This is a genomic window from Dyadobacter sp. HNCC25DJ185 (genome assembly GCF_056895195.1).
This window is the reverse complement of record NZ_JBXHAR010000003.1, coordinates 778,523-804,074: the sequence shown is the minus strand read 5'-3', so window position 1 is coordinate 804,074 and position 25,552 is coordinate 778,523. Positions and strand designations below refer to the sequence as shown.

The following is a 25,552-nucleotide window of genomic DNA, read 5'->3' as shown; positions in this document are numbered from 1 at the left end:
AAAATGGCCTACCGCATTACAGTAGGCCATTCCACGTAAACCCTCCTCTATCAGTGTTCGTCAAAAATGTTATCGGGTTTCTGACAGGGCGTCAGTCCCAAAGCAACAATTTGCTTGACTGAATACTAATAACTAAAATTCTGTGCCAAGTTATCAAACAAAGTTTAAGAGAACAATTTATATCAAAGTTTTTACCGCTTTTTGTAGCAAAATTACTACAATTCTCTCCAGATCACCAATATAAAACCGCTGCTCAGTAATGAAGCTGGCTAAAAAAACATGAGATTGACTGTTTACAAATTCACCAAACCTGGGAAATCATTCCCCATAATTGCGAAAACCCGCTCTTCCAGGTGCTTGTCTGGTCATTTCGATGTGTTCAATGGCATCTTCCAGATACACTTCACTGGACTGTTCGAAATGAAACGATTCGTAAAAATTTTTGAGATAGAGTTGCGCGCCAATTCGAATGACGCTTTCACCATATAGCATTTCCAACTTTTCAATTGATACATTGAGCAGCTCAACGCCAAGCCCCATGCCCCTCCCTTCGCGGGATACAACTATCCGCCCGATCGAAGGATATTCGTAGGACACTCCTGGTGGGACGATTCGGGAAAAAGCCATCAGCTTGCCATTTAGATAACCTGTCAGGTGATGACACTTTTGGTCTTTGTTATCGAGGTCAAGGAAGCAGCATTTCTGCTCCAATATGAAAACCTCACATCGCAGCCGCAGCAACTGATAAAGTTCTTCGTTGCCAAGTTGTTCAAATGTCTTAAAACGCCAGTCTAGCCGATGTGCCATTTTTATACCTAATTCTTGGAAAATTTATTTTTACTTGATTTTGATCGTCTTTTATAAATTTGCGGCATGGTACGCAAACCACAAAGTTTTAAATCTACAAATCTTAACTAATAACGTACAATCAGTATGGGCAGGGCTTACGAATACAGGAAGGCCAGGATGTTTAAGCGCTGGGATAAAATGGCCAAAACATTTACCAGGATTGGAAAAGACATTGTTTTGGCTGTAAAAAGCGGAACGGCCGATCCCAATACCAATGCAAGGCTAAGGGTTCTTCTTCAAAATGCGCGCGCGGCTAACATGCCCAAAGATACGATCGAAAGGGCAATCAAACGAGCAACTTCCAAGGATCAGGAAGATTACAAAGAAATGGTTTATGAAGGTTACGGCCCTCATGGCATCGCTATTCTTGTAGAAAGTACAACTGATAACCCTACGCGCACAGTGGCGAATGTCAGAAGTTATTTCAATAAATTGGGCGGCAGCCTGGGCACCATGGGCATGCTGGATTTCATTTTTGACAGAAAATGCATTTTCAAAGTCAAAAACAATGGCAAAGATCTCGAAGAGCTCGAATTCGAATTGATCGATGTAGGCGGAGAGGAAGTTTTCCTGGATGAAGAATCAGGTCTCATCAATGTATATGGTGAATTTTCAGCTTTTGGGGCCTTACAGCATTACCTGGAAGAAAATGGTTATGAAATCGTGGAAGCTGATTTCGAGCGCATTCCTAACGATACTAAGACATTGACCGAAGACGAGGCGGCTGAGGTAGAAAAACTGATCGAAAAAATCGAAGAGGACGATGATGTGCAGCGTGTTTTCCACAACATGGCTTAGGATCAGGATATACCCACTATTTCGTGCTGTTTTTTCATAAAATCAAATTTACTCCCCGTTGCTTTTCCCAATAACGAGGCGCCCACCGGAGAAGAAGATGAGACTGCCAGCACGGTCTCATCTTCTATTTTCAGGCTACCCCAGCTTACCGCAATAAAAAACCAGCCGGCAGTGGTTTGTAATAAGGAACCAACCGCCACCCTAGTCATAGCTTCATGGGGATTGATCCTCTCAAGGACTAATCTTTCCTGCCTTGTTTGCTCGAATTGGCGCGCATGCATATTTCTATCCAGCTGGCCCATCGACCGCGAAGTTTCATATTTGTCGCCCATCGAACTTTTGCCCTGGTCATTAGCCGATTCCTGCGCGGCTTCCATTGCGTCCCAGGCCGCACGCATGCGTTCTTCCAGAAGTGACTTCAGGCGGTTTATCAAAAGTTTTTTATCCATACCGTCAAAAATAAAGGTTACCAAAACTGGCAACCCTATTGAATTATACTGGATGTAAAGTTAAGCGCAAGACATTGCTAAACTTATAACTTTGTTATTTTCTTTCTGACGGACTGCCCGGAGCTCATTTTGACCTGGATAAAATAATCACCCTTGTTCAATGTGGAAATATCCATTTGGCTGCTTTTGGATTTCCTGATCATTTCAATGCCTTTCAGGTCAAATATGGTCATTTCCTCCACGCTGATACCATTGTCTGTCGCGATTTCGACGTAATGCTCAGTTGGATTGGGAAATACAAATTCATTGAAATTTTCAGGATTGTTGCGTACGATAATAATCCTGGAAAGCGTAGCCGTTCCATCATAATCAACCTGCTTGAGCCTGTAATAGCTCAGGTTTTCGGCGGGAGACTCATCGGTAAACGAATAATTGGTACTTTCTTTACTGTCGCCACCGCCTTGAACTGTGCCAATCGGCTCGAAATGAATGGCATCCACACTTTTCTGAATTTCAAAATAGTCGTTTCCCTCCTCGAATGAAGTGACCCACTCCAATTCATTCCTTTCGTTACTCACTTTTTTACCATTGAAACGGATCAGGGTGACCGGCAATGGAGGACCGGGCAATGGCGGTGCCTGAGCCATAAAGGACTTTGCGTTTTGCAGGATATTGGTCAAAGGGCTTGTTATTGCGTCCCTCCAGTATTCCGCCGCCTTGATCTGCCCGTTTTCATTAAAATGAAGACCATCATACCTGCCCGAATTATCGATCAGATTGAGGTTTGCGCCACGAAAAACGTTAGGTACAGTGCTGATCAGAGACTCCTGAGCATTGGTAATAGCTTGATTAATCCCGTTGGAGTAGCAGGATGTCGCAACCAGCCAGGCCAAATCCTGATAACCGGATTCTTCCCTGGTTTTCTCGATAACCTTTTGGTGTCTGAATTTAAACTCATCGCCTGTTAGGCCTTGATCGTTTTCACCATGCATCGACAAAATCGCCCTTAAACCCGTTTGGGGAACATAAGTGTTCATTGCATTCCTGATGTTTGCATACGGCATCCTAATACTGTATTTGATGAAACCATGGTCAAAAGGAATGTTGTAGGCGGACATATAAGTCTGATCCATATTACTGCCGCCAAACGCCGCACTGTAAAATAGGACAGGAACATTCAGCGCATTAGGGCCGACCAGTAAATCCCCGAGCCTCGACCACAGCCAGGGGTACTGGACCATGGGTGCTATGCCACAGGTCTGGCATAATTTGGTGGGCTTCAAAGGAGCCAGATAATCGGCGGTACCGTTGGTAAGGTATTCCTCATAAAGATTCAAATCCGCATTCGGATTGATCGAATTCACCAAATCACTGTTAGCACCGACCATCTGACTTTCCGCCGCCGCAGCATTGGAATGTCCCACGATGAGGAAAACCTCGCCAACGCCTACCTTTTCAACTTTGGCAGTGCTTCCAACCTGTTGCCCGTTTTTTAGCCCCCGAACTTCCAGGTCATATCGCCCGCCAGAGGCTACTAATGAGCCTGAAAATACACTGCCGCTCACGCCGCCCGCAATTTGGGTCCAGTTAACCTGGGTCCCGGGCTCACCCGCCCTATTGACCAGACGGGCTTCTACGTTGTCGATAGATGACGTGTAAGTGCCAGTTATAAAAACAACCGCGTTACCCGCAGCATTTCGCTGATAGACCATTCTGGTCGGCGGGAATTTAATTTCAATCTGACCAAAAAGAGTGATGGAAGTGTGTAATAACAAGAATAAAGTAAAAAATTTCATGTGCGTAGAATGGGACTATTAATTAGAGAAAACTAAAAGATTGTCTGAAGACCTGACGATTAATAGAAATATAGAGGAGAAGAGGTGTTAGATTGAGCAGTTCAAAGGCCGTCATCGGCGACAAAAATAACGTAAGACTACGGCAGTATCCATCCAGGATTTTCCAAATAGATTCCTTTTATACTTATAAATTATTCTGAGGTAGTTTATATTTATCCTAAGGCATTGTCAGCAGATTCCTCAGGCAAATTCCGGGACCTGAATGCCACCTTCGGCGGCTAAAAAAAGACATCAAAACCCCTCTTGTTTCTATTAAGCAAGCGCAATTGGTCATTTTAAATCTCGATTGCCTTTCCTCATTGAGCTGTTCCTTATTATCTTTGCCAAACTTTCACAGCATATCGGTAATGACAAAACTTTCGGTTCGGCACTTACTTGGAATTAAAAACCTGAACGAGAACGACATTCAAACCATCCTAGATACTGCGACCGAATTCAAGGAAGTGATCAATCGTCCCATTAAAAGAGTCCCGTCGCTTCGGGATATTACGATTGCCAATGTTTTTTTCGAAAATTCCACCAGAACAAGATTGTCCTTTGAGCTCGCAGAGAAAAGGCTATCTGCCGATGTGGTCAATTTTTCAGCGTCAGGAAGTTCTGTAAAAAAGGGAGAGACTCTGCTCGATACTGTAAACAATATCCTGGCTATGAAAGTGGACATGATTGTGATGCGCCACAGCAGCCCGGGCGCTCCACATTACCTTGCCACACGCATATCCGCGAACGTCGTTAATGCTGGCGACGGAACACATGAACACCCGACACAGGCATTGCTGGACGCCTTTTCCATGCGCGAAAAACTGGGCGATCTGACCGGAAAGAAAATTGCGATCATTGGAGATATCACGCATTCCCGAGTCGCGTTGTCCAACATCTTCTGCTTGCAAAAACTGGGTGCAGAAGTAATGGTATGCGGGCCGTCTACACTCATCCCAAAACACCTGGGAGAGCTTGGAGTGAAGGTCAGCCACAACGTAAAAGAAGCGCTCAAATGGTGTGAAGTTGCCAATGTGCTGCGAATCCAACTCGAAAGACAGCAGATCAAATATTTCCCTTCCCTTCGGGAATACTCGCTTTATTACGGCATCAACAAAGCGATGCTGGATAGTCTGGATAGGGAAATTATACTGATGCACCCCGGCCCGATCAACAGGGGAGTAGAATTGTCCTCCGATGCAGCAGACTCCGGCCACTCAATCATCCTGAATCAGGTAGAGAATGGAGTGGCCGTCCGTATGGCAGTACTGTATCTTCTTGCCCAGCAGTAATTAGCCGGATACATACCCTTCTTGTATAAATTCTTCCCATTTTTTCTTATGGCTTATACCGAAGGAATGCTTCGTGACGATGCATTAAAAAACAAAACCATTATAGTCACCGGGGGCGGTACAGGGCTTGGCAAATCAATGGCCGGCTATTTCCTGAAGCTGGGTGCCAACGTTGTAATTTGTAGCAGGAGGCTGGAAGTTCTTGAAAAAACTGCGGCGGAATTGCAGGAAGCAACCGGAGGTCAGATACTATGCGTCGCCTGCGACGTCCGCAAAACGGAACAGATCGAGCAGGTTATTGAAAAAACCATCGAAAAATTCAGGCGAGTGGATGGTTTGGTAAATAATTCAGCCGGTAATTTTATTAGCCCCACCGAGCGTTTGTCGTATAAAGCGGTCGATACCGTAGTTGATATCGTTTTGCGTGGCACCTACTATTTTACACTTGCTTTGGGCAAATATTGGATTGAAAATAACATCAAGGGGACCGTTCTGAATATCTCGACTACTTATGCCTGGACGGGCTCCGGCTGGGTGGTACCTTCAGCGATGGCCAAGGCCGGTGTATTGGCAATGACCAAATCGCTTGCATTCGAATGGGCCAGCCACGGAATACGCCTGAATGCAATTGCACCCGGACCATTTCCGACAAAGGGAGCCTGGGAGCGCCTTTTTCCCCAGGAATTATCCGAGAAATTTTCTTTTGAAAGCCGCATCCCGCTCAATCGTGTGGGGGTCCATCAGGAACTGGCCAACCTGGCGGCATACCTGATGTCTGATTTTTCTGCTTATATGACGGGCGAGGTGATCACACTAGACGGTGGTGAAGTACTTGCTGCCGGACAGTTCAATTTCCTCAAACAAGTTACTGACGATCAATGGGATATCATTGAAGATCAGATCAAAAATGCGAACCGGAACAGTAAGAAACCAGAATAAAAATTTTATTAAGCTTTTATTGGGTAATTTTGGCCGTTCCTTCGTTATTTGACAAATGAAGAAAACACGTCTATGAGATCAGGTTTAAGTTTTTACCTTTATATTTTTACAGTTTTGGGGATCGCCGGTTGTGCTTCTTCAAACAAACCTATGAAGCAATTGCCCGAGGCGCAGGTAAGACCTTCCCAGTTGCAGCAAGCAGCACCAACTGTCAGCGAAGAGCCCTCGTTGGTAGCCATCCAGAGCAAATACCTTCTGAAAGACACCACCCAGACCAAGGTATATCTTTATGTAGACGCTTTTAAAGGTAAAAATCCAATTGAACCTGCTGATTTTATCAAGACTTACAACCTCAACTACGTCATTTATTCCGACTACGGGACAAGAGAGCGGCTTGGGTACGGTAATGTAAAGCTTGATTCTTCAAACGTTTCTCGGGCGGGTGACAAAATCGTGGTCCACTATGATATCAAAAGCCCCAATAGGGAATATGGCGTCCTGCTCAGCGAAATCAGCCAGGTCGGGACTTTAAAAAAAGTACTGAATGACCTGACCATTCATTTTAAGAAATTAGCAGTCAGCCAGGTATACGGCGTTTATACCGCTTCCAGCCCCCAGCCTTTGCAACGTCACTATATCAATATCAATGAGCCTTTTACACTTAAAAAAGTAGGTGAAGGAAGCGATAGGTTGCACGTCCTTTATTACAATCATGAATTCGAGCCGGCTGGTTCTCCCATGAACATCGCTCCTAAAAACGGAAACCGTACATTAGAAGCCGACAGCACCTTCTCGATCAACACCAGCGAAAGCCTGCATTTTACCAAGGAAGGTCTGTACAATATTTTTGCGGACACTACCCAATCCGAAGGCCTGGGCATTCTGGTTGTAAATGAGCGCTTTCCAAAAGTTACCCGGCCACAACTCCTTCTTGGGCCCCTGCTTTACATGAGCACCAATAACGAGATCAACGAAATCAAAAAAGCCGAAGACTATAAGAAAGCCCTTGATAAATACTGGCTGACTTTAATGAATGGAAATGCCCCGCTTGCGCAACAGTCTATCAGGTCCTTTTACGGAAGGGTTGAAGAAGCCAACCAACTTTTTACAACTTATAAGGAAGGCTGGAAAACCGATAAGGGTATGATTTACATTGTGCTTGGTCCGCCTGATAAAGTTCAGCGCAGCAAAGACCGCGAAGTATGGACTTACGACCAGCGCGGGAATGCGCAGAACGTCAATTTTACATTTAATAGAAAAAACAATCAATTTGTGGATGATCATTATGAACTGGTTCGCTATGCCGAATACCAGCCAATCTGGTATCCAGTAGTAGAAGCATGGAGAAACGGAAGTATACGGTAAGGCAACCAGCCCCAAGACAGTCCCAGGCCGATATGGTTTTTGGTATACAGTCTGTATTAGAAACCCTTCGCTCAGGCAAGGAAATAGAAAGATTATTTATTCAAAGGGAACTCGGACTTTCGGAAATTGAAAAGCCTGCCAAAGAACTCGGTGTTCCCTACCAAAGAGTCCCGGTCGAAAAACTGAACCGGATCACACGGAAAAATCACCAAGGTGTTATTGCATTTGTTTCGCCGATCCAATACATGCCGCTGCACAATGTGCTGACCAGTGTATTTGAAGAAGGAAAAACACCTTTATTGTTATTGCTCGACAGGATTACGGATGTCCGTAACTTCGGTGCAATTGCCAGAACTGCGGAATGTGCGGGAGTTCAGGCACTGATTGTGCCTACCAAGGGCGGTGCGCAGATCAACGCCGACGCGATGAAAACATCGTCAGGAGCACTAAACTTCCTGCCGGTTTGCCGTGAGCCTAATCTTTACGAAACACTTCTGTATTTGCGAAACAGCGGCTTGCAAATTATCGCCTGTACGGAAAAAACAGATAAGTCCCTGTATGACATTGATTTTACGATCCCGACCGTCATCATCATGGGCTCAGAAGAAGATGGAATTTCAAAGGAATTTATTCACCTGGCCGATAGCGGCGCGAGAATTCCATTAAATGGGCAAGTCGATTCGCTGAACGTGTCTGTTGCGAGTTCAATTGTACTTTACGAGGCGGTGAGGCAACGGGTGAAATAATATCACTTCTATTAAAGTCGCGAAGCCAACCAGAACTTTCAATGGTAACTGAGCGGGGTCAAAAGTACAAGCGAAGGCGCTTTTGACCCGTTCAGGTTGTGAACTTTACTGACGGAAACTCTTCAGGATCCAGCCTCCACCAACTACATCGTCTCCCTCATAGAATACTGCTGCCTGTCCTGGGGCGATGCCATTTACACCGTCGTGGAAGCGAACGACTACTTTATCCGTTTCGATTTGCTCGATCAAAGCAGGAGTTCCATCATGTTTGTAACGTACCTTGGCTACCGTTTCCATCGGCTTTGCAATCGACTCATATTTTTGAAAGTTCAGTTTGCCCACATACATTCCATCGCGGAACAGATCGGGCAGATCGCCCAGAACCACCTCATTGGTTTCTTTCCTGATTTCGGTGACGAAAGCCGGCTTACCCAATGCAATACCAAGCCCCTTGCGTTGGCCGACTGTATAAAACGGGTATCCTTCATGCTTTCCGACGACAGTGCCGTCCTCGAATACAAAATTCCCACCTGCCACTTCCGCCTCAAGTCCAGGAACCCTTCTTTTCAAAAAACCCCTGTAATCATTATCAGGTACAAAACATATTTCGTAACTCTCCGCTTTACTTACCAAATCAATAAAGCCCCTTTCCCGCGCCATCTCCCTAATTTCCGACTTGTGCAGATATCCGAGTGGCAATTTAGTACGCGACAAGCTCTCTTGCGAAACACCCCAAAGCACATAGCTCTGGTCTTTCCAGCTGTCAATTCCTTTGGAAACATAGTGACGACCATTATTGAACTGCATATTGGCATAATGCCCGGTTGCGATGAATTCGCAATCCAAACGATCCGCTCGACGTAGCAATGCATCCCATTTGATGTGGGTATTGCATAAAACGCATGGGTTGGGCGTTCGGCCTTCGAGGTATTCTCCTGTAAAATGATCGATTACATAATCGCCAAATTCAGCCCTGATGTCCAATATATAATGGGGAAAACCGAGTTCAACGGCGATGTTACGCGCATCGTTGATGGAATCGAGGGAGCAGCAGCCCGTTTCTTTTTTGGTCCCACCGCTGCTTGCATAATCCCAGGTTTTCATGGTCATTCCAATGACCTCATAACCTTGCTCATGTAGCATAACAGCCGCAAGAGAGCTGTCGATGCCGCCGCTCATGGCGACTAAAATTCGTCCGTGTTTACTCATTTTGGTAATCTGCGAAGGTTGAATGCCTTCCGATCATTTAAGGTTGAAATTGGGGAACAGCCAATTCCGGCTGTTTGGTTCCGCAAAGGTATTCCTATAAGTCATGAATAAAAATTAATTGGTAATCATCAATTTGAAACCTCTTTGCCATTAATTCCATAACCGCTATATTATTTATATCGCCGCACGATGGCTTGGTGGACTGACAGCTGATTAACATTAATCAATAAGAAAGCTCCTTACTAACCGAATCAAGCGATAACCTGTCTGATGATGTTCTTGATATTCAACTCGATAATTTCGGTCATACTTTCGCAATGGTGGTAATGGGGATCCTGAAAATGCTTAAAAAGCCCTTCACGCAGCTGATGGATATTATCAACGGTCGATATTTTATCCTTGATGGAGACGTCCCGCAGCTCCTTCAGCCGATACCGCTCGCTTCTCGCCTGGTACATGATCGACGACTGCTCTTCCTGCTGGTATTGCAAGACGGTTTTGTCCGTCAGATATTCCATGGCCAGTTCAACATAAGGCCTGTTTTCTTTAAAAAACTGTGGCATATACACTTTCAGATTACCTTCATAAAACTGCTGATCGAAATCAATGGCCCTCAACCTGAACTGAAAATCATCAAAATCGGGCGTAATCTGCATGACGAAATTGTAGGACCGCATATCGCCCAAAAGCGTAATCATGCAGCGTTCATTGAACTTCACGAATTCTTTGGCAATGCGAATTGGGTTGTAATCGGTGTGACGCAAACGGGTCCTGGCAAACTCGTCGCCCGGTATCCCGGCAATGTGCTCCTCGATCAGCGAATCCCCATCGACGAGGTAATTCACCTGATTGGGTGAGAAAATTTCTTCCAGTTCCAAACCGTAAATTCTGGACGCATCGGCTTTTTTTACATAGAAATAATCATAAATGTCGTTCAGCCGGTTCACGATCTTGATCCGAAACGGATTGGAGTTGCCAAACTTACAATAGTCGATCCGGTCGATGTATTTGTGCTCGACAATACGCAGGTTACCCGATGCTTTCAGCATTGCATATACTTTTTTCAGGCCGTTATGCAGTCGTTCCATTTCATGCGGCGGATAAAGCGGGCTTTCCCAAAGCGTATCTTTTCCATTTTTGTCGCTAACCGGAAAAGATTCATAAAAACTGAGAAGATCATGGTAGCTGACGGGCAGCCGCGCATCGCGCTGGTAAGCCCGCAGATATTTCCGAAGTTCCGGACTGACCGGATAGATCGGTTTCTTTCTTAAAATCGTAACATCCCCCTGTTCCATAAGAGGAAGTTACGCATATTTGGCTGATAGTTTAAAATCTGATTGAATCGAAAAACAATCATGAAACCAATTGGCATTGTAGTTTGCGGCGGCAAGAGCTCCCGTATGGGGACAGACAAAAGCCGGCTGGCTTACTACGGCGTTCCGCAATATGAATATGTAGGGCGTCTGCTTACCCCATTATGTGATAAAGTATTGGTTTCCTGCAACCCACAGCAATATCCCAACTTAAATCCTGGGATTGAAAAAGTCGTTGACCTGCCCGAATTCGCCAACCACGGGCCGATCGCTGCGATTTTGACGGCATTTCACAGCTTTCGAAATAACGACCTGTTGAGTGTAGGCTGCGATTATCCTTTCATAGAGCAGAAAGATTTGTCACTTTTTTTGAGTTCTATTAAAAGAGAATCGCACGCCGCTGCTTTTTACAATAGCGATGGAAAATATGAACCATTGCTTGCCTGGTATTCGAAAAGTGCGGCACCGTTATTGCAGAGCTTTTTTAACCGCGGGAGATATTCGCTTCAGCATTTCCTGGAGGATGTCGGGGCCGAAAAATATATTCCTGAATCGGAAAACTGTATGATTAGCGTAGATACACCTGAGGCTTTTCGCAAAGCCCTCGAAACGTTGTCTGTAAAGAGGTAAATATGGAAACCAACCTGGTATCAAACCAACAAATAAAGCGGGTCAGCAAGGTCGGCTCACTGGACATGGAAGACCATCTTGCAGTGGAAGAACCTCTCGAAATCCGCATAGCCTATTGCAATACCGGTAACAAGACAGAAAAAAGCATTTCTGTTACCATGCGCACACCCGGCTGTGACGAGGAACTTGCCGTTGGCTTCCTGTTTACAGAAGGAATTGTGCGGCAGCCGAGTGAGGTACATAAGGTCCATATACCTTTATTCAGTGACAACAGCGTGCTGGTAACCTTATCAGATACTTTTGAGCCTGCACTCCATTCCCTTGAACGAAATTTTTACACAACATCCAGCTGCGGCGTTTGCGGCAAAGCGAGTATCGACGCCATCAAAACCGTTTCGAGCTATAGAGGATCCAGGAAAGAAATCAGTATTGACCGGGACACATTGTTCCGTCTGGACCAGCAGGTTTCTGCGCAACAACACATTTTTGAAAGCACTGGCGGCTTGCATGCCTCTTCCCTTTTCGATCAAAATGGAGATCTGATCATGCTTCGCGAGGATGTGGGCAGGCATAATGCACTGGACAAGTTAATTGGCGCAGCGTTCCTTGCTAAAACTTTGCCGTTATCCGAGAGTATATTGTTACTCAGTGGCCGGGCCAGTTTTGAGTTGATCCAGAAAGCCTCTATGGCTGGTATCCAAATAGTAGCTGCAATTGGAGCGCCCTCCAGCCTCGCTGTACAGCTCGCAGAGGAAAGTAACATCACGCTTGTGGGTTTTTTAAAAAAAGAAAGATTTAATGTTTATACCGGCTTTCACAGGATTCTTGATATATGAAAATTCGCATTCACGGAAACTCAGTACGTTTCAGACTATCCAAACCGGAGGTCGAAAAGTTAGGCAATGAAGGTGTCCTGGAAGAAAAAACGGTCTTCCCAGAAAATGAATTTCATTATGCAATCAGGCGGGACCCGGAAATTTCAACCTTATCTGCCTCATTTGAAAAAGGAAAAATAACACTGTCGGTACCTGCAGATTTTACCTCAGGCTGGGAGAATAACAATATGACGGGCATAGACGCAAATGTTCCGCTGAATGCCGGACAATCCTTGTATCTGCTTCTTGAAAAGGATTTCAAATGCCTGGATCATGTTTCGGAAGACCAATCGGACAATTACGAAAATCCCAATAAAATCTGCTGACCATGGATGATCAACCTCAAATTATACAGGGTTCCGAAAATCCTGAGAAGCTTACGGGACTAAAAAAAGGCAGTATCAGAAAAGTGGCTGCGGGTATTCCCGCAGTTGTTTCAAGCTTTGAAAAAACATTTGAAGAAGCGGGCTTAAAGCGCGGGATGAAGGCCCTTTTTCATTTAAATAAAAAAGGAGGTTTTGATTGCCCGAGCTGTGCCTGGCCCGATCCGGACGATGAACGGTCGGGAATCGCTGAATATTGTGAAAATGGGGCGAGGGCCGTTGCGGAAGAAGCTACCCTCAAAAAACTGACCGTTGATTTCTTTTCTCAAAATTCGGTCCGTGACCTGGGACGGTTATCAGACTACGAAATCGGAGGAAAAGGCAGAATTGCACAGCCTATGCACCTGCCAGCCGGAGGCACGCACTACCAGCCCATTACCTGGAAGGCGGCATTCGGCAAAATTGCGTCAGAGCTTAATGCTTTGGAAACGCCTGATCAAGCCATTTTCTATACTTCCGGTCGTACAAGCAATGAAGCCGCATTTCTGTACCAGCTGTTTGTCCGCGAATTTGGTACAAACAATTTGCCGGATTGCAGTAATATGTGCCACGAAAGCAGCGGGGTAGCATTAACAGAGTCGCTGGGCATTGGAAAAGGATCGGTTACGCTCGAAGATTTTTATAAAGCGGAGGTGATTATGATCCTGGGCCAGAACCCGGGAACCAATCATCCGCGCATGCTGACAGCCTTGCAGAAGGCAAAAGCCCATGGTGCAACGATCACTGCCATTAACCCTTTGCCTGAGACAGGTTTAATGGGTTTCAATAATCCGCAACGTGTTTCCGGGGTGTTGGGGATTAACCCTTCACTTACCGATATTTTCCTGCAGGTTAAAATCAATGGAGATATGGCACTCTTAAAAGCGCTCCAAGCCTTGTTATTGCAAGAGGAAAAAAGTAACCCCGGGATGGTTTTCGACCAGGAATTTATCCGGAAAAAAACCGAGGGTTACGCATCGTTCATTGAACACATCAGTCCGCTCAATGCGGAGGAACTTGCGCAGATCAGCGGGGTCCCGCTCACCAAAATCCAGGAAACTGCGAGGGTATTGGCATCAAAAAGCAAAATCATTGCCTGTTGGGCGATGGGCCTGACACAGCATAAAAATGCCGTGGATACCATTAAGGAACTGGTGAACCTGCTGCTGCTCAAAGGAAGTATCGGAAAGCCTGGTGCAGGAACCTGCCCGGTAAGAGGCCACAGCAATGTACAAGGCGACCGGACGATGGGCATTTTCGAGAAACCATCTGAAAACCTCCTGAATTCCATTGAGCGAAATTTTCATTTTAGCCCTCCCAGAAAACACGGGTACGATGTGGTGGAATCCATCAAAGCCATGCATGAAGGCAAGGCAAAGGTCTTTTTTGCAATGGGTGGAAATTTCCTTTCTGCTACTCCCGACACCCATTTCACGGCAGAGGCACTGAGCAAATGTAAATTGACGGTTCACGTTTCCACCAAACTGAACCGCAGTCACCTGGTACATGGCGAAGAAGCATTGATACTCCCCTGCTTTGGCAGAAGCGACATGGATATGCTCGAGCATGAAAACCGGTTTGTTTCCTGTGAGAACTCGATGGGTGTGATCCAGCTTTCAAAAGGTGTATTGCAACCAATCTCGGACCAGTTACTGAGCGAGCCGGAAATCGTTTGCAGACTGGCGCAGGCGACACTTGGCAGGCGCAGCCAGATCAATTGGGACAGATATGCCGACTACGACGTGATCAGGGCAGACATTGAACGAACAATACCAGGTTTTGACAATTATAACGAGCGCGTCCGGAAACCGGGTGGTTTTTATTTACCCAATTGCAATCGTGAAGGTGATTTCGAAACTTCATCGAAAAAGGCGCGATTTAACATCGCTCCATTATTTCAACCGGAGATCGCGGCAGATGAACTGGTGATGATGACCATACGTAGCCACGATCAGTTCAATACAACCATTTATGGCCTGAACGACCGTTACCGGGGGATCTACAACGAGCGTCGGGTGATTTTGATGAATGCAAAAGATATTGCAGAAAGAGACCTGAAGAATGGCGATCTCGTCGACTTATCCAATCATTTCGATGGTGTGGAGCGTGTTGCGCGCAAATTCATTGTCATTGAATATCCAATTCCTGAAGGCTGTACCGCAACATATTTTCCTGAAACAAATGTGCTGGTCCCGATTGGCAGCGTCGCAGAAAAGAGCAACACACCGACTTCAAAACATGTGATTATCAGGGTTAATAAACATGCTTAACAATTGCAAACTTAACATTGCCCTAACGCAGCGCCGTGAAAGTTGACGTAATTTTCAACCTTGATTTCCCCGGTATGGCATTGGGTAATGCCAATCAGATATTCACTCTTTTTTGAAGCTTAAATTATAATAAATGAAAAAATTCATCCTAGTGATTGCCGGCCTGCTGAGCCTCACAACTTTTGAAAGTATGTCCCAAAACAAAAATAAAGTGATTGCACATCGTGGCGCCTGGAAAAATACCGGAGCTACGGAAAATTCGATCAGCGCATTGGAACACGCCATCAAGCTGGGTTGCTACGGCAGTGAATTTGATGTACATATGTCTGCCGACTCGGTTCTCTACGTCCTGCATGATCATGCCATCAAAGGAACACATATTGAAAAAACGAATTCGCAGGAGCTGTCGCAAATCAAGCTGGATAATGGGGAAGCGTTGCCGACCCTGGAAGCTTATCTGACAGCAGGTTCAAAACAAAACAAGACCCGCCTGATCCTTGAAATAAAAACTTCGTCTGTCAGCAAAGAAAGATCACTGGCATTGGCTGCCAAATGTGTAGAGCTGGTGAAAAAAATGAAGGTGACCAAGATCACAGATTACATTGCATTTGACTTTGACGTATGCCTGAAAGTGAAGGAACTAGACCCCAAAGCGCATGTTGAATACCTGAACGGGGACAAAACACCTGACGAAATCGCAGCGGCGGGCCTGGATGGAATAGATTACCACTTCAGCGTTTTCAAAAGAAAAGAAGATTATATCCCGGCCATGCGCGAGAAAAAACTGACTACCAACGTCTGGACGGTCAATGATGAAGCAACCTTGAAATGGTTTCTGGAAAAAAATGTGGATTTCATCACCACCAATGAACCTGAATTGCTTTTGAGTCTTTCAAAATAGATGTCCCTCATCAAAAAACTCAGCCCTGGCAGGACTGAGTTTTTTCGTTGATCTACAAACAATGGTCACATCTTGGCCATTTGCAACTGTCCATTGGTCTCCTGCCAGGCACGGATCACTTGCGTGAGTTGCTTATATTCAATTAAAAATCCATCATGGCCATACAGCGAATCGATTTCCTGGAAAACGGCATCGGGTATATGTCTTGCCAAAAACTGTTGCTCGGATAGCGGGAAAAGCAGGTCTGACTTGATTCCCAAAACCAGGGTTTTTGCCTTTACTAAACCCAATGCATGCACAATGCCCCCCCTATTGCGTCCCACATTATGCGAATCCATTATTTTGGATAAAACCCAATAGGAATAAGCATTAAAACGCTTCACAAACTTGTCGCCCTGGTACTGCTGATAGGACGACGCGCGGAAGTCATCGATCTGGTCCGGGTTATCTCTCGCCTGGGTAAAATTATAGGTATCGTAATTGCGGTAAGAAAGCAATGCAATAGACCGGGCCGCCCTCATTCCCATCAATCCTGCTTCGTGATGATCATCCTTAAAAGTAGGATCGGCCTCAATGGCCATTCTCTGGGATTCATTGAACGCGATTCCCCATGGAGAATGCAGCGCATTGGACGCAATCAATATCAATTCCTCAAACAAATCGGGTACTTCTACCGACCATTCGAGCGCCTGCTGTCCGCCCAGCGAACCTCCAATGCAGATTTTGATTTTGCGGATACCCAGTTCCTGCCTGAGCAATTCCATGGCACCCACAACATCCCGAACGGTAATGACGGGAAAATCGCGATAGTATGGCTTGTGGGTCCTCGGATTAACAGATAGTGGGCCAGTCGATCCGTATGCGGACCCCAGAACGTTTACACAAACAATGAAATACCTCGCTGGATCAAAAAACTTCCCCTCCCCCACCAATCCATCCCACCAGTCGGCCGCATTGGAATTTCCGGTCAGGGCGTGACAAATCCAGACGATATTGCTTTCGTCCTCATTTCTCTCGCCGTAAGTGGTATATGACAGTTCAAAGCCTGGCAGTTCCCCTCCCATTTCCAGAGAATAAGCGTATGGATATCTGAATATTTTCTGTTCCGTTTGCATAAGTGCCTTCGCACAAAGTTTAATTCGACAATGTTTTGAGCTGCCATTTCCTTGAAAAACAGGATAGCAAAAAACAGCCCTTTACGCAACTGAAAAAACGATTTTCAGCGGTAGGTGCGAGATTAAAGCCATTCGGCTTACGGAAATTTCTAACAGTAAGTTCACGCGAATTGAGTTTATATCTCCTAATAACTTAGGTGGGAATTAGCACCTTTCTCCAATCGGTAGCAGGTTGCCAGAGGTTCGTTGAGCCCATTCTCTCGCCTCTTCTTTATAAATCAATCGCCGTTTAGTGAAGCAATTGACTTGATGGTGCAATATTAAGCGCGGATGCCCTAAAATGCAAACAATTGCATAAATTCTGCTTTGTGTTGGCAGAAGCGACGTCTATCTTTACTATATTGTCTCAATGCCAATGCTCAGTACCTTTTAATATCAGCCACTTTTGTACGGATTTGTTGCTCCTTCTTATACTTATGGCCAGGCTCACGCCTCTCCGGAAGAATTGTACGGAACCTTGTTTAAGGATGTTCAGAACAGCCATATCTTCAAAGACTCTAAGACTTTCGCTGATTCTATACCATTGGAAGATCCGCTTCTGATCATCGAAAGTTACCACCACGAGAAAGACGCACCGAATTTTGACATAGCCGCTTTTGTCGAAAAATATTTCAGGCTACCCCTCCATATCGCATCCGATTTCCAGACGGACATGAATATGACCATTTCCGACCATATCAAAAGGCTCTGGAATGTCCTGACCCGTCGGCCGGAAAACCAGGAGAGGGGCGGATCGCTCATTCCACTGCCTTTTCCCTATGTTGTCCCAGGGGGCCGTTTTCGTGAGATTTACTATTGGGATAGCTATTTTACCATGCTGGGCTTGAAAGAATCCGGGCGTATCGACTTGATTGAAAGCATGATTAACAATTTTGCATACCTGATCGATAATTTCGGCTACATCCCCACAGCAAACCGGACTTATTATCTGAGCCGGTCACAGCCGCCATTTTTTTCCCTGATGGTCCGTCTGTACAGCGAAATGGGAGGGAAGAAAATCCTGAAACAATACCTGCCTCAAATGCAGAAAGAATACGACTACTGGATGGACCAGGGATCGGCAATCGGTGAGCCTTTTACCGGGTACCGCAGGGTGGTCCACCTACCGGATGGAGGCATTCTGAACAGATATTGGGATGATAAAGCCGTTCCCCGCCCTGAATCATATCGGGAAGATGTAGAATTGGCAGCAGAAGCCGCCGAAAAGCATTGTGCACCAGCTGATGCCGTATTCCGGCACGTGCGTGCCGCGGCAGAATCCGGCTGGGATTTTAGCAGTCGCTGGTTTGCTGACGAGACGGATTTTACGTCAATCCATACCACCGATATCATCCCTGTTGACCTCAATTGCCTGATGTACCATCTGGAGCAAACACTTTCGGAAGCCTACCTCTTAAATGAATCTTTACTGATGCACCAAATTTACGAAGAGAAAGCCCGGCAGAGAGCAGCTATGATACAAACCTATTTCTGGGACGAATCCAAACATTACTATATGGATTTCGATTTCAAAAAGGGAAGTTTCACGAATGCAATAACCTTGGCAGGCACATTCCCTTTGTTTTTCAAACTTGCATCAAAATCCAATTCACACTACGTAAGGGCCTACATCCGTTTGAATTTCCTGAAATCCGGGGGGTTGCTTACGACCACAGTTCGTACCGGTCAGCAGTGGGACGCACCCAATGGCTGGGCACCTTTGCAATGGATTGCATATAAAGGGTTGCGGAACTATAATTTTCATCGCACGGCCAATGAATTATGTGCAGAATGGCTCGGTTTGGTTGAGAAGGAGTTCAGGCATTCGGGAAAAATGCTTGAAAAATACAATGTGTCCGACACCAATCTGATTGCCGGAGGCGGAGAATATGAAATTCAGGAAGGTTTTGGCTGGACAAATGGTGTTTATCTCCGGATGAAAAATAAAAAGCGATAAACTCAAAAAATCTGCGGCGTTTTTATCTCATTCCAATAAATAATATTAAAAATTTACAGATACAACTTCCACGATAGGGAATATTTTTAATACCTTGTAATTACTAAAACGACTGAATCCTTACATGAAACTAGCTATATATCAAATTGACGCTTTTACTGACAAGCTTTTTGGTGGAAATCCGGCGGCAATTGTTCCTTTAGAGGAATGGCTGCCGGAAGAAACAATGATCCACATTGCAGCCGAGAACAACCTGGCAGAAACAGCGTTTTACGTTCCCTCAGAATCCGGTTTTCACATACGCTGGTTCACTCCCACAGTCGAAGTTGACCTTTGCGGGCATGCGACACTTGCAGCAGCGTATGTGATTTTCAACATTCAGAAATACGAAGGGCAAACTGTCGTTTTCCAGTCAAGAAGCGGGAAATTACAGGTCGATTGCAAGGAGGATTGGCTTACGCTCAACTTTCCCGCCGACCATTACCACGTTGCCGTTCCGCCCCCTGCATTGGTTGAAGGCCTCAATACAACCACCTTGCTGGAAGTATACAAAGGCAGAACAGATTATATGGTTGTAGTGGAGTCCGAAGAAGTGGTCAAAAATCTTGACTTTGATATCATCGTGCTTTCTACCATTCCGGCAAGGGGTATCATTGTTACCGCGGCGGGAGATGAAGTAGATTTTGTATCTCGTTTTTTTGCTCCACAATCTGGTATCGACGAAGATCCGGTCACGGGTTCCGCCCATACTACCCTTATCCCTTATTGGGCGGAAAGGCTGTCTAAAGAAAAACTGTCAGCCAGGCAACTTTCAAAACGCGGCGGATTCCTTAAATGCGAATTAAGCGGCGACAGGGTTTTCATCGGCGGCCAGGCCAGGCTATACCTAAAAGGCGAAATTCTCGTCGATTGAGCCAGCTTCTTAATCGCTCGTTTTCGTAGCCAGCTTATTCTTTTGACCGGCATACAATCCGGCAATCACCAGGCATGTCCCGGCAATGGTGTAGACTGTGACGGGTTCGGACATGAGCCACCAGGCGAAGAAAAAGCCAAATAGCGGACAAAGGAAAAGCCAGAGAGATGCCTTAACCGTGTCGAGGCGAAGCAGGTGAAACCAGCATATCAGTCCGGCAATAGACACCGCCAGGCTCAGCCAGAGAACTGAACCCCAAAATGTAATATCCCAATTCGTCGACTGGAAATCGCTAAGCAAAAAGGTGGCAGGAAGCAAAAAAATACCCCCCAAAAATACCTGCCAACCATTGATCAGCAAATTGGGAAGCTCCCAGTTCACAGTAGCATAATAAACACTAGCCGCCGACACCGCGATCATACTGAGCAACAAAAGGGAAATCCCGCCCAATGTAGTAAAGCTATTAGCGAGCAATGGATAGGTGGCAAGCGCAACGCCTGCCATGCCAAGCACAATTCCGATCCACTCCTCTTTCATTGGGCGACGGCCCAGCCACCAGGATGACAGAATAACAATCATGAGCGGATTGGTTGAAACCGCGAGACTGCCAATTCCGGCAGCCGTATATTTCATGGCACACACGTACAATCCTAAATACAACGTTGTATTCAAAAATCCGAATAAAGAAAGCTTTTTAAACTCCCCCGGCGTTGGCATGCGAAAGGATTTTTTGCTGCCAAACAAATAAGAAAATGACAACAATAAGATACCTGCAATGAAGAAACGGATGTTTGCAAGTATCAGGGGAGGAGCCGATAGTACGCCAAATTTGGTTGCTACCGAAGCAGAAGACCACAAAATGGAAAATAGGATACCAATACCAATGTTTTTCACACTCAAAAAGAATTATGCTTCAAAAATACAGGATGCTGTTCGGCTTCGCCCGCCACTTTTCATATTTTTGGCCATGATTAGTAAAAAAAATGTGAAGTGGCTACCGGCGTTTCTGCTAACCGTTCTGGCCGGAAATTCATTTTCTCAAAATCAATGGACCTACGACTTTAACAATGGGCTCAATACAATCGAAAGCGGCGGACCGACATTAAAACCACTTGGCGCGCCCGGCAAATACATCAAGGAAAAAATAACGGGATCCGATTACCTCACACGCACCGTTTACCAATTTGAGAAAAACAGCGGCCTGCAATTCAATAACGCGGAGACGAAGGGCTTTCTGAACAAATCCTTCACCGTTGAGATTTATTTCAAAATGACCGAGCTCGACAGCTGGAAAAGGGTTTTGGATTTTAAAAACCGGAAAAGCGATTATGGAAGCTATATCTATGACGGCAAGCTCAACTTTTATGACTTTGCCATCGGGGAAAAAGCCCCAGTCCGTGCCAATCAATACGTACATTATGTATACTCCCGTGATTTTGAGACGAAGATCATCAAAATGTACATTAACGGGCAATCGAAACTGGAATTCAAAGATCCGGGAACCGAGGGGATGCTCGACAGTGACCAGGTTCTGAATTTTTTCCAGGACGACCTGATCGCCAACCATGAATCGAGTGCAGGCTCCATTGTGCTGATCCGACTGTACGATCGGGTTATGACGCCGGTATTTATCCGAAGAAGTTATCAAACCATCAGCAAGGCTTCCAAAGAACCAGTAGCTCAGGAGGAACAAGAACCGGCGGAAGAAAAACCAGCGCCGGAAGCACCTGGCAGAAACAAAAATCTCGCGCTGGTAACAGGCAGGATTTACGACGGGGGAAATCTTAAACCTGTGCATGACGCGAAAGTACTTGTTCGCAAATCAAATAATGATTCGCTGGTCGCTGAGACAAAGACTGTTCAGGGTGTTTATAATTTTGAGCTTACCCCACACGAATCTTACCGAATTTCTGCTCAGGCAGAAGGCTTTCAGTCGAAAAGCATCCATATCCGGACTAGCAACCGTTTCGAAGAAATCAAATCGCTCATCAGTTTGTCCCCTGAAACTTATTCCTCTGCCCTTTCTACTTTGTATTTTCAACAGGGAAGTGATGTCCTTGAGGGTGAAGCGGCCGCAAGACTTGATTCAGTGATCACTTACTTTCAAAAAAGGCCTGAGCTTAAAATTATGCTTAAAGGACATACTGACAATACAGGCAACTTTGAGAAAAATCTGGAGCTCTCGAACAAGAGAATGGAAGTTGTTAAAAACTATCTGATCGGAAAGGGCATTGCAGGAGCCCGCATAGAAGGTACGGGATTCGGACCTGCGCAACCGAGCAGGGTGAACCAGTCTGAAACGCTCAAAAAATCTAATCGGCGGGTTGAAGTATGGGCAGAGCCAATAAAAAGATAAAGCCACCTCACTGAGATGGCTTTATACTGACTATTCCTAAACCCTTAACCTTTTCTTTTCTTTAATATTTTGGTAACATCAACTGTTACGATAGATCTCTTTGAATATTATAAAGTCAGAGTGCAACAAATAATACTCCAAACTTTCCTTATAAACAAATCTTTAAAAGCCACACCTATATACGAAGGAATTTGCTGTCCAGATTTCGTTTATTTTCCACCCTCTCAATCCTTTTTCATAACTTCAATATCTCATCACTTATTTACCTGAAACAGAGTCAGAAATATTGTTTTGATTCTACTAGCAAATATAAAACTATTTCTATTTGCCTTCATGGTTTTATTCAATTTTTATTTCAATCAACCATGTTGCAAATATCATTATTAATTTCGAAACTACAAATTACCCAAAAATCGTAAAACAAAATTTTATTTGGAATTAAATATTATAATCAGCATTCAATTAGCTACAATATGCTATTTAAGTGAAAAATAAATTAATAAAATTTCAAAAAAAGATGCTCAGGCCAAATATTATGCTATCTTGAAATATTTATATTTTCTTGAATAAATCCAATCATTGGTTATAATTATTCATTGTCGGCTGTATCCCCAAAGTACAAAAAGAAAGTACTATATCAGCCGCCCTGTCCAAAAAGGCTGGAAGTTCGGCCATTTCTTCAGGTGAAAATGCCTTCAAAACATAATCTACTTGCCGCCCCCGGGGAAAATTATTCCCTATACCAAAACGTAACCTGGGATATTCAGAAGTCGCCAGTAATTCTTCAATATTCTTTAATCCGTTATGCCCTCCATGACTTCCTTTCGGTTTAATGCGTAACGTCCCAAAGGACAGTTGCAGTTCGTCAACAATAACCAGCGTGTTCTCTGTTGTCACTTTAAACTGATCCATATAATACCTGACCGCCTTGCCGCTCAGGTTCATATAAGTGGTCGGCTTTATAAAATAGATCTGCCTGCCTTTGTATTTCCATTCAGCTACATAGGCTAACTTTTCGAAGCTGAATTTAAAATCATGCTCCGCCGCCAGGCGGTCGAGAACCATGAATCCTGCATTATGTCTGGTAAATGCATATTCCGGACCTATATTTCCCAGGCCGGCAACAAGATATTTCATTTGGTAAAGTTTTTGATTTCGTCTTCGAGCACTTAATTTAGGCTAAAATTCAGGGAAATTTCATGATAGCCCAAAAACGATTAATACTTAGTAGTCCGCTTCTCGAGATTATGATCAGCCGGTTATGCCAGCAACTCATTGAGAACCACCAGGATTTTTCCAACACAGTGGTGATGGGCCTGCAGCCGAGAGGAATCTTTTTTGCGGAGCGTATCGTGGCCGAGTTGCGCGAACGAACTGCAAAGAATATTCCGCTGGGATATCTGGACGCTACCTTTTACCGGGATGATTTCAGAAGAAGGGAATCTCCGCTGGTACCCAACAAAACCAACGTCCCCTTCCTGATCGAAGGGAAAAAAGTAATCCTGATCGACGACGTGCTCGCAAGCGGAAGAATGGTGCGTGCGGCACTCGACGCAATGACGGCCTTTGGTCGCCCAAAGGCTGTGGAGCTGATGGTGCTCATTGACCGCCGCTATAACAGGGAGCTCCCTATAGATCCCGATTATGCCGGAATGAAGGTAAGTACCGTAGCAAGCCAGCGGGTACAAGTGGAATGGAAAGAACAGGGGTTTGATACCGACCATATTTGGCTGGTCGACTGATTATCTCGGGCGAGAAGCTTCTTCCTTGATACTTGCCTTATCTATATCCTCTGTTTTGTAAGTCAGCTTATTGACATAAAAAACCTCACGACCCTGTACGATCGAAGAAGAGCCGAGCCGCTGCATACCGTAGGCGAGGAAATATTGTCCATACCAGGGTGACAAGTAACCATCTTCATTATTGAGCACCTTGTCTTTTTCCGACTTGGGATTGATCTTAAATTTTTCACTTTCGACCACCACCTTGTTCCGGCTGATGACTTCCGTATGAATTTCTCCCTCCTGTGGATATGCGAGAACAAAATAATCGTCAACCGGCGTCACCTGGACCATTTCCTGAAGATCAAAGCTTGTTAAGTCTTTAATAGTAATGCAGTTATCCCAGATAAACTTGCCGCTTCTGTCGAAAGCACAGATGATCGCGTGCGTGTAACGATATCCCTCCAATGCCCGCGACATGTACGGACGCGCCAACCCACCTGCAATTACCGGGTAGGTTGAGCGTTGGTTGGGATAATAAACTTCCGCGACAAGCACAATTTCATTTTCCATCTGGATCAGCTCATGGACCAATAGCCGGTATCTGAACCTGTTTTCCTTGCCCAGGCTCTTACGTTTGCCGATTTTTTCGAGCATCCGTTGCCTGCGCTTAGGCTTCATGTAATTGAAAAAATTCTGCAATTCCGAGAACTCAATAAACTGAGGATCAGTGGGTTTATCGCTTTCGACACGTGTCACATACAGGCCCTGCGAATACTGCGTGCAACCGACCGAATAGTTTCCAATCAAATAAGAGTCGTCCGGATTCAACGGGACAATCTGGCCGGAAATAAAACTGTATCTAGGGTCACTTAATGTTGTCTTCTTTAAAAACTTGCCGTCATAATTATATGTCTTGATCTCAAAAACGCAGTTTTTCTTTCGGTATGCATAGGTGATTACATTAATGTAACCGTCAATTTCATTGATATCCACATTATTAATTTCCGTATTTTTCTCAAACAGCCCGGGTAAAACCCGGGTCGTATGATCAAAAAATGAATGTACAATAACGATGGGCCTCGACCTGTAATAACCCGAAATGAGCGCTTTGCTGCCTATCACTTTAAATTGCTGCACATCGACACCCGAAAGCAGGTTCCCCTTAAAAGTGTCGATTGAACCATCATTGTAATTTAACTGAAGAAATAGAAACCGATCGGTATCAGGTTCCGCAAAAAGCCAGTATCCAACAGATTCGCCTTTATAGGCCATCACAGGTATATAGCGAAAATCGAGCTTGTAAGTCGCACGCCACACCATATTCAATGTAGTGTCATATTTCACAAAGCGCCATTGCTCGTTTCTCCCGACTGCATAATCATTGCCTCTGATGATCGACAAGATTCCCTGCTCACCCAGGCTAAAAACCTCAAATTGCTCGGTAGTGGAGGTACTGGCAGGAATTTCAAGACGGTCCGATTGCTGCAGTTGTGCCCAAACACACATCAATGGCGCCAGGGCTAGCACCATGGTTATATAAATCCGAAAACAGTGTAGAAAACGGTTATGCATAACTTCTTCCGTCGGGGTATGACTCTCTTCAATATTTACCCTAATT

Annotated in this window: 23 protein-coding genes and 1 riboswitch; of the genes, 14 read left to right on the top strand and 9 right to left on the bottom strand. The window is 45.1% G+C overall.

The features are described from left to right. Positions 1–318: 318 nt before the first annotated feature. A complete protein-coding gene (locus AC1XUF_RS11930; RefSeq protein ID WP_483342015.1) occupies positions 319–807 on the bottom strand; it encodes a GNAT family N-acetyltransferase in 489 nt (162 codons plus the stop codon). Positions 808–933: 126 nt separating this feature from the next. Here AC1XUF_RS11930 and AC1XUF_RS11925 point away from each other — a divergent pair, with 126 nt between their 5' ends. Then, a complete protein-coding gene (locus tag AC1XUF_RS11925) occupies positions 934–1,647 on the top strand; it encodes a YebC/PmpR family DNA-binding transcriptional regulator (RefSeq protein WP_483342014.1) in 714 nt (237 codons plus the stop codon). Positions 1,648–1,649: 2 nt separating this feature from the next. Here AC1XUF_RS11925 and AC1XUF_RS11920 read toward each other — a convergent pair whose 3' ends face one another. Together AC1XUF_RS11920 and AC1XUF_RS11915 are read right to left on the bottom strand one after the other, a co-directional pair. After that, positions 1,650–2,096, bottom strand: a complete 447-nt coding sequence (locus tag AC1XUF_RS11920; protein ID WP_483342013.1) for a transcription elongation factor — start codon at positions 2,094–2,096, stop codon at positions 1,650–1,652. Between the two features lie 83 nt (positions 2,097–2,179). Beyond that, complete coding sequence (locus AC1XUF_RS11915; RefSeq protein ID WP_483342012.1) at positions 2,180–3,892, bottom strand: T9SS type A sorting domain-containing protein; 1,713 nt, start codon at positions 3,890–3,892, stop codon at positions 2,180–2,182. Positions 3,893–4,299: 407 nt separating this feature from the next. On the opposite strand from AC1XUF_RS11915, the gene AC1XUF_RS11910 reads away from it, so the two are divergent. From AC1XUF_RS11910 to rlmB, 4 genes are all read left to right on the top strand, one after another. Beyond that, positions 4,300–5,220, top strand: coding sequence for an aspartate carbamoyltransferase catalytic subunit (locus AC1XUF_RS11910; RefSeq protein ID WP_483342011.1), 921 nt, complete (start codon positions 4,300–4,302; stop codon positions 5,218–5,220). 48 nt (positions 5,221–5,268) lie between these two features. Then, positions 5,269–6,159 (top strand): SDR family oxidoreductase, encoded by an 891-nt coding sequence (locus tag AC1XUF_RS11905; protein ID WP_483342010.1) that lies wholly within the window; start codon positions 5,269–5,271, stop codon positions 6,157–6,159. A gap of 150 nt (positions 6,160–6,309) precedes the next feature. Continuing rightward, the gene (locus AC1XUF_RS11900) at positions 6,310–7,524 is read left to right on the top strand and encodes a GWxTD domain-containing protein (RefSeq protein WP_483342009.1); all 1,215 of its coding nucleotides are present in this window, start codon (positions 6,310–6,312) and stop codon (positions 7,522–7,524) included. Continuing rightward, on the top strand, positions 7,500–8,270 hold the full coding sequence (gene rlmB, locus AC1XUF_RS11895; protein ID WP_483342008.1) for a 23S rRNA (guanosine(2251)-2'-O)-methyltransferase RlmB: 771 nt from the start codon (positions 7,500–7,502) through the stop codon (positions 8,268–8,270). Before AC1XUF_RS11900 ends, rlmB begins: the two co-directional genes overlap by 25 nt. Positions 8,271–8,375: 105 nt before the next feature. Here rlmB and mnmA read toward each other — a convergent pair whose 3' ends face one another. Beyond that, positions 8,376–9,479 carry a tRNA 2-thiouridine(34) synthase MnmA gene (gene mnmA / locus AC1XUF_RS11890; protein ID WP_483342007.1) on the bottom strand — a complete coding sequence of 368 codons (1,104 nt, stop codon included), beginning with the start codon at positions 9,477–9,479 and terminating at the stop codon, positions 8,376–8,378. A gap of 251 nt (positions 9,480–9,730) precedes the next feature. Continuing rightward, positions 9,731–10,774 (bottom strand): hypothetical protein, encoded by a 1,044-nt coding sequence (locus AC1XUF_RS11885; RefSeq protein WP_483342006.1) that lies wholly within the window; start codon positions 10,772–10,774, stop codon positions 9,731–9,733. 60 nt (positions 10,775–10,834) lie between these two features. On the opposite strand from AC1XUF_RS11885, the gene mobA reads away from it, so the two are divergent. From mobA to AC1XUF_RS11860, 5 genes are all read left to right on the top strand, one after another. Continuing rightward, positions 10,835–11,422, top strand: a complete 588-nt coding sequence (gene mobA / locus AC1XUF_RS11880) for a molybdenum cofactor guanylyltransferase (protein ID WP_483342005.1) — start codon at positions 10,835–10,837, stop codon at positions 11,420–11,422. 2 nt (positions 11,423–11,424) lie between these two features. Continuing rightward, entirely contained in the window at positions 11,425–12,258 is an 834-nt protein-coding gene (fdhD, locus tag AC1XUF_RS11875; protein WP_483342004.1) for a formate dehydrogenase accessory sulfurtransferase FdhD, read from the top strand. Next, positions 12,255–12,623, top strand: coding sequence for a DUF7009 family protein (locus AC1XUF_RS11870; protein WP_483342003.1), 369 nt, complete (start codon positions 12,255–12,257; stop codon positions 12,621–12,623). Before fdhD ends, AC1XUF_RS11870 begins: the two co-directional genes overlap by 4 nt. Positions 12,624–12,625: 2 nt before the next feature. Next, entirely contained in the window at positions 12,626–14,929 is a 2,304-nt protein-coding gene (locus tag AC1XUF_RS11865; protein WP_483342002.1) for an FdhF/YdeP family oxidoreductase, read from the top strand. A 133-nt stretch (positions 14,930–15,062) separates the two neighbouring features. Continuing rightward, positions 15,063–15,830 (top strand): glycerophosphodiester phosphodiesterase, encoded by a 768-nt coding sequence (locus tag AC1XUF_RS11860; RefSeq protein ID WP_483342001.1) that lies wholly within the window; start codon positions 15,063–15,065, stop codon positions 15,828–15,830. 65 nt (positions 15,831–15,895) lie between these two features. Here the strand turns inward: AC1XUF_RS11860 and metX are convergent, their stop codons facing one another. Further along, the gene (gene metX, locus AC1XUF_RS11855; RefSeq protein WP_483342000.1) at positions 15,896–16,945 is read right to left on the bottom strand and encodes a homoserine O-acetyltransferase MetX; all 1,050 of its coding nucleotides are present in this window, start codon (positions 16,943–16,945) and stop codon (positions 15,896–15,898) included. Positions 16,946–17,118: 173 nt separating this feature from the next. Then, positions 17,119–17,225, bottom strand: a riboswitch (SAM riboswitch). A 165-nt stretch (positions 17,226–17,390) separates the two neighbouring features. Between metX and treA the strand changes: the two genes are divergently transcribed. Both treA and AC1XUF_RS11845 read left to right on the top strand, forming a co-directional pair. Beyond that, a complete protein-coding gene (gene treA, locus AC1XUF_RS11850) occupies positions 17,391–18,941 on the top strand; it encodes an alpha,alpha-trehalase TreA (RefSeq protein WP_483341999.1) in 1,551 nt (516 codons plus the stop codon). Between the two features lie 124 nt (positions 18,942–19,065). Continuing rightward, entirely contained in the window at positions 19,066–19,854 is a 789-nt protein-coding gene (locus AC1XUF_RS11845; RefSeq protein ID WP_483341998.1) for a PhzF family phenazine biosynthesis protein, read from the top strand. A 9-nt stretch (positions 19,855–19,863) separates the two neighbouring features. On the opposite strand, the gene AC1XUF_RS11840 is transcribed toward AC1XUF_RS11845, so the two are convergent. Further along, complete coding sequence (locus tag AC1XUF_RS11840) at positions 19,864–20,748, bottom strand: DMT family transporter (protein ID WP_483341997.1); 885 nt, start codon at positions 20,746–20,748, stop codon at positions 19,864–19,866. Between the two features lie 73 nt (positions 20,749–20,821). Between AC1XUF_RS11840 and AC1XUF_RS11835 the strand changes: the two genes are divergently transcribed. Continuing rightward, entirely contained in the window at positions 20,822–22,210 is a 1,389-nt protein-coding gene (locus AC1XUF_RS11835; protein ID WP_483341996.1) for an OmpA family protein, read from the top strand. A gap of 576 nt (positions 22,211–22,786) precedes the next feature. Here AC1XUF_RS11835 and pth read toward each other — a convergent pair. After that, on the bottom strand, positions 22,787–23,347 hold the full coding sequence (gene pth, locus AC1XUF_RS11830) for an aminoacyl-tRNA hydrolase (RefSeq protein WP_483341995.1): 561 nt from the start codon (positions 23,345–23,347) through the stop codon (positions 22,787–22,789). Between the two features lie 65 nt (positions 23,348–23,412). Here pth and pyrR point away from each other — a divergent pair, with 65 nt between their 5' ends. Beyond that, positions 23,413–23,952: a bifunctional pyr operon transcriptional regulator/uracil phosphoribosyltransferase PyrR gene (gene pyrR, locus AC1XUF_RS11825; protein ID WP_483342028.1), complete on the top strand. Its 540-nt coding sequence runs from the start codon at positions 23,413–23,415 to the stop codon at positions 23,950–23,952. On the opposite strand, the gene AC1XUF_RS11820 is transcribed toward pyrR, so the two are convergent. Beyond that, positions 23,953–25,464 carry a hypothetical protein gene (locus tag AC1XUF_RS11820; RefSeq protein ID WP_483341994.1) on the bottom strand — a complete coding sequence of 504 codons (1,512 nt, stop codon included), beginning with the start codon at positions 25,462–25,464 and terminating at the stop codon, positions 23,953–23,955. It abuts the gene before it with no gap. Positions 25,465–25,552: the final 88 nt, after the last annotated feature.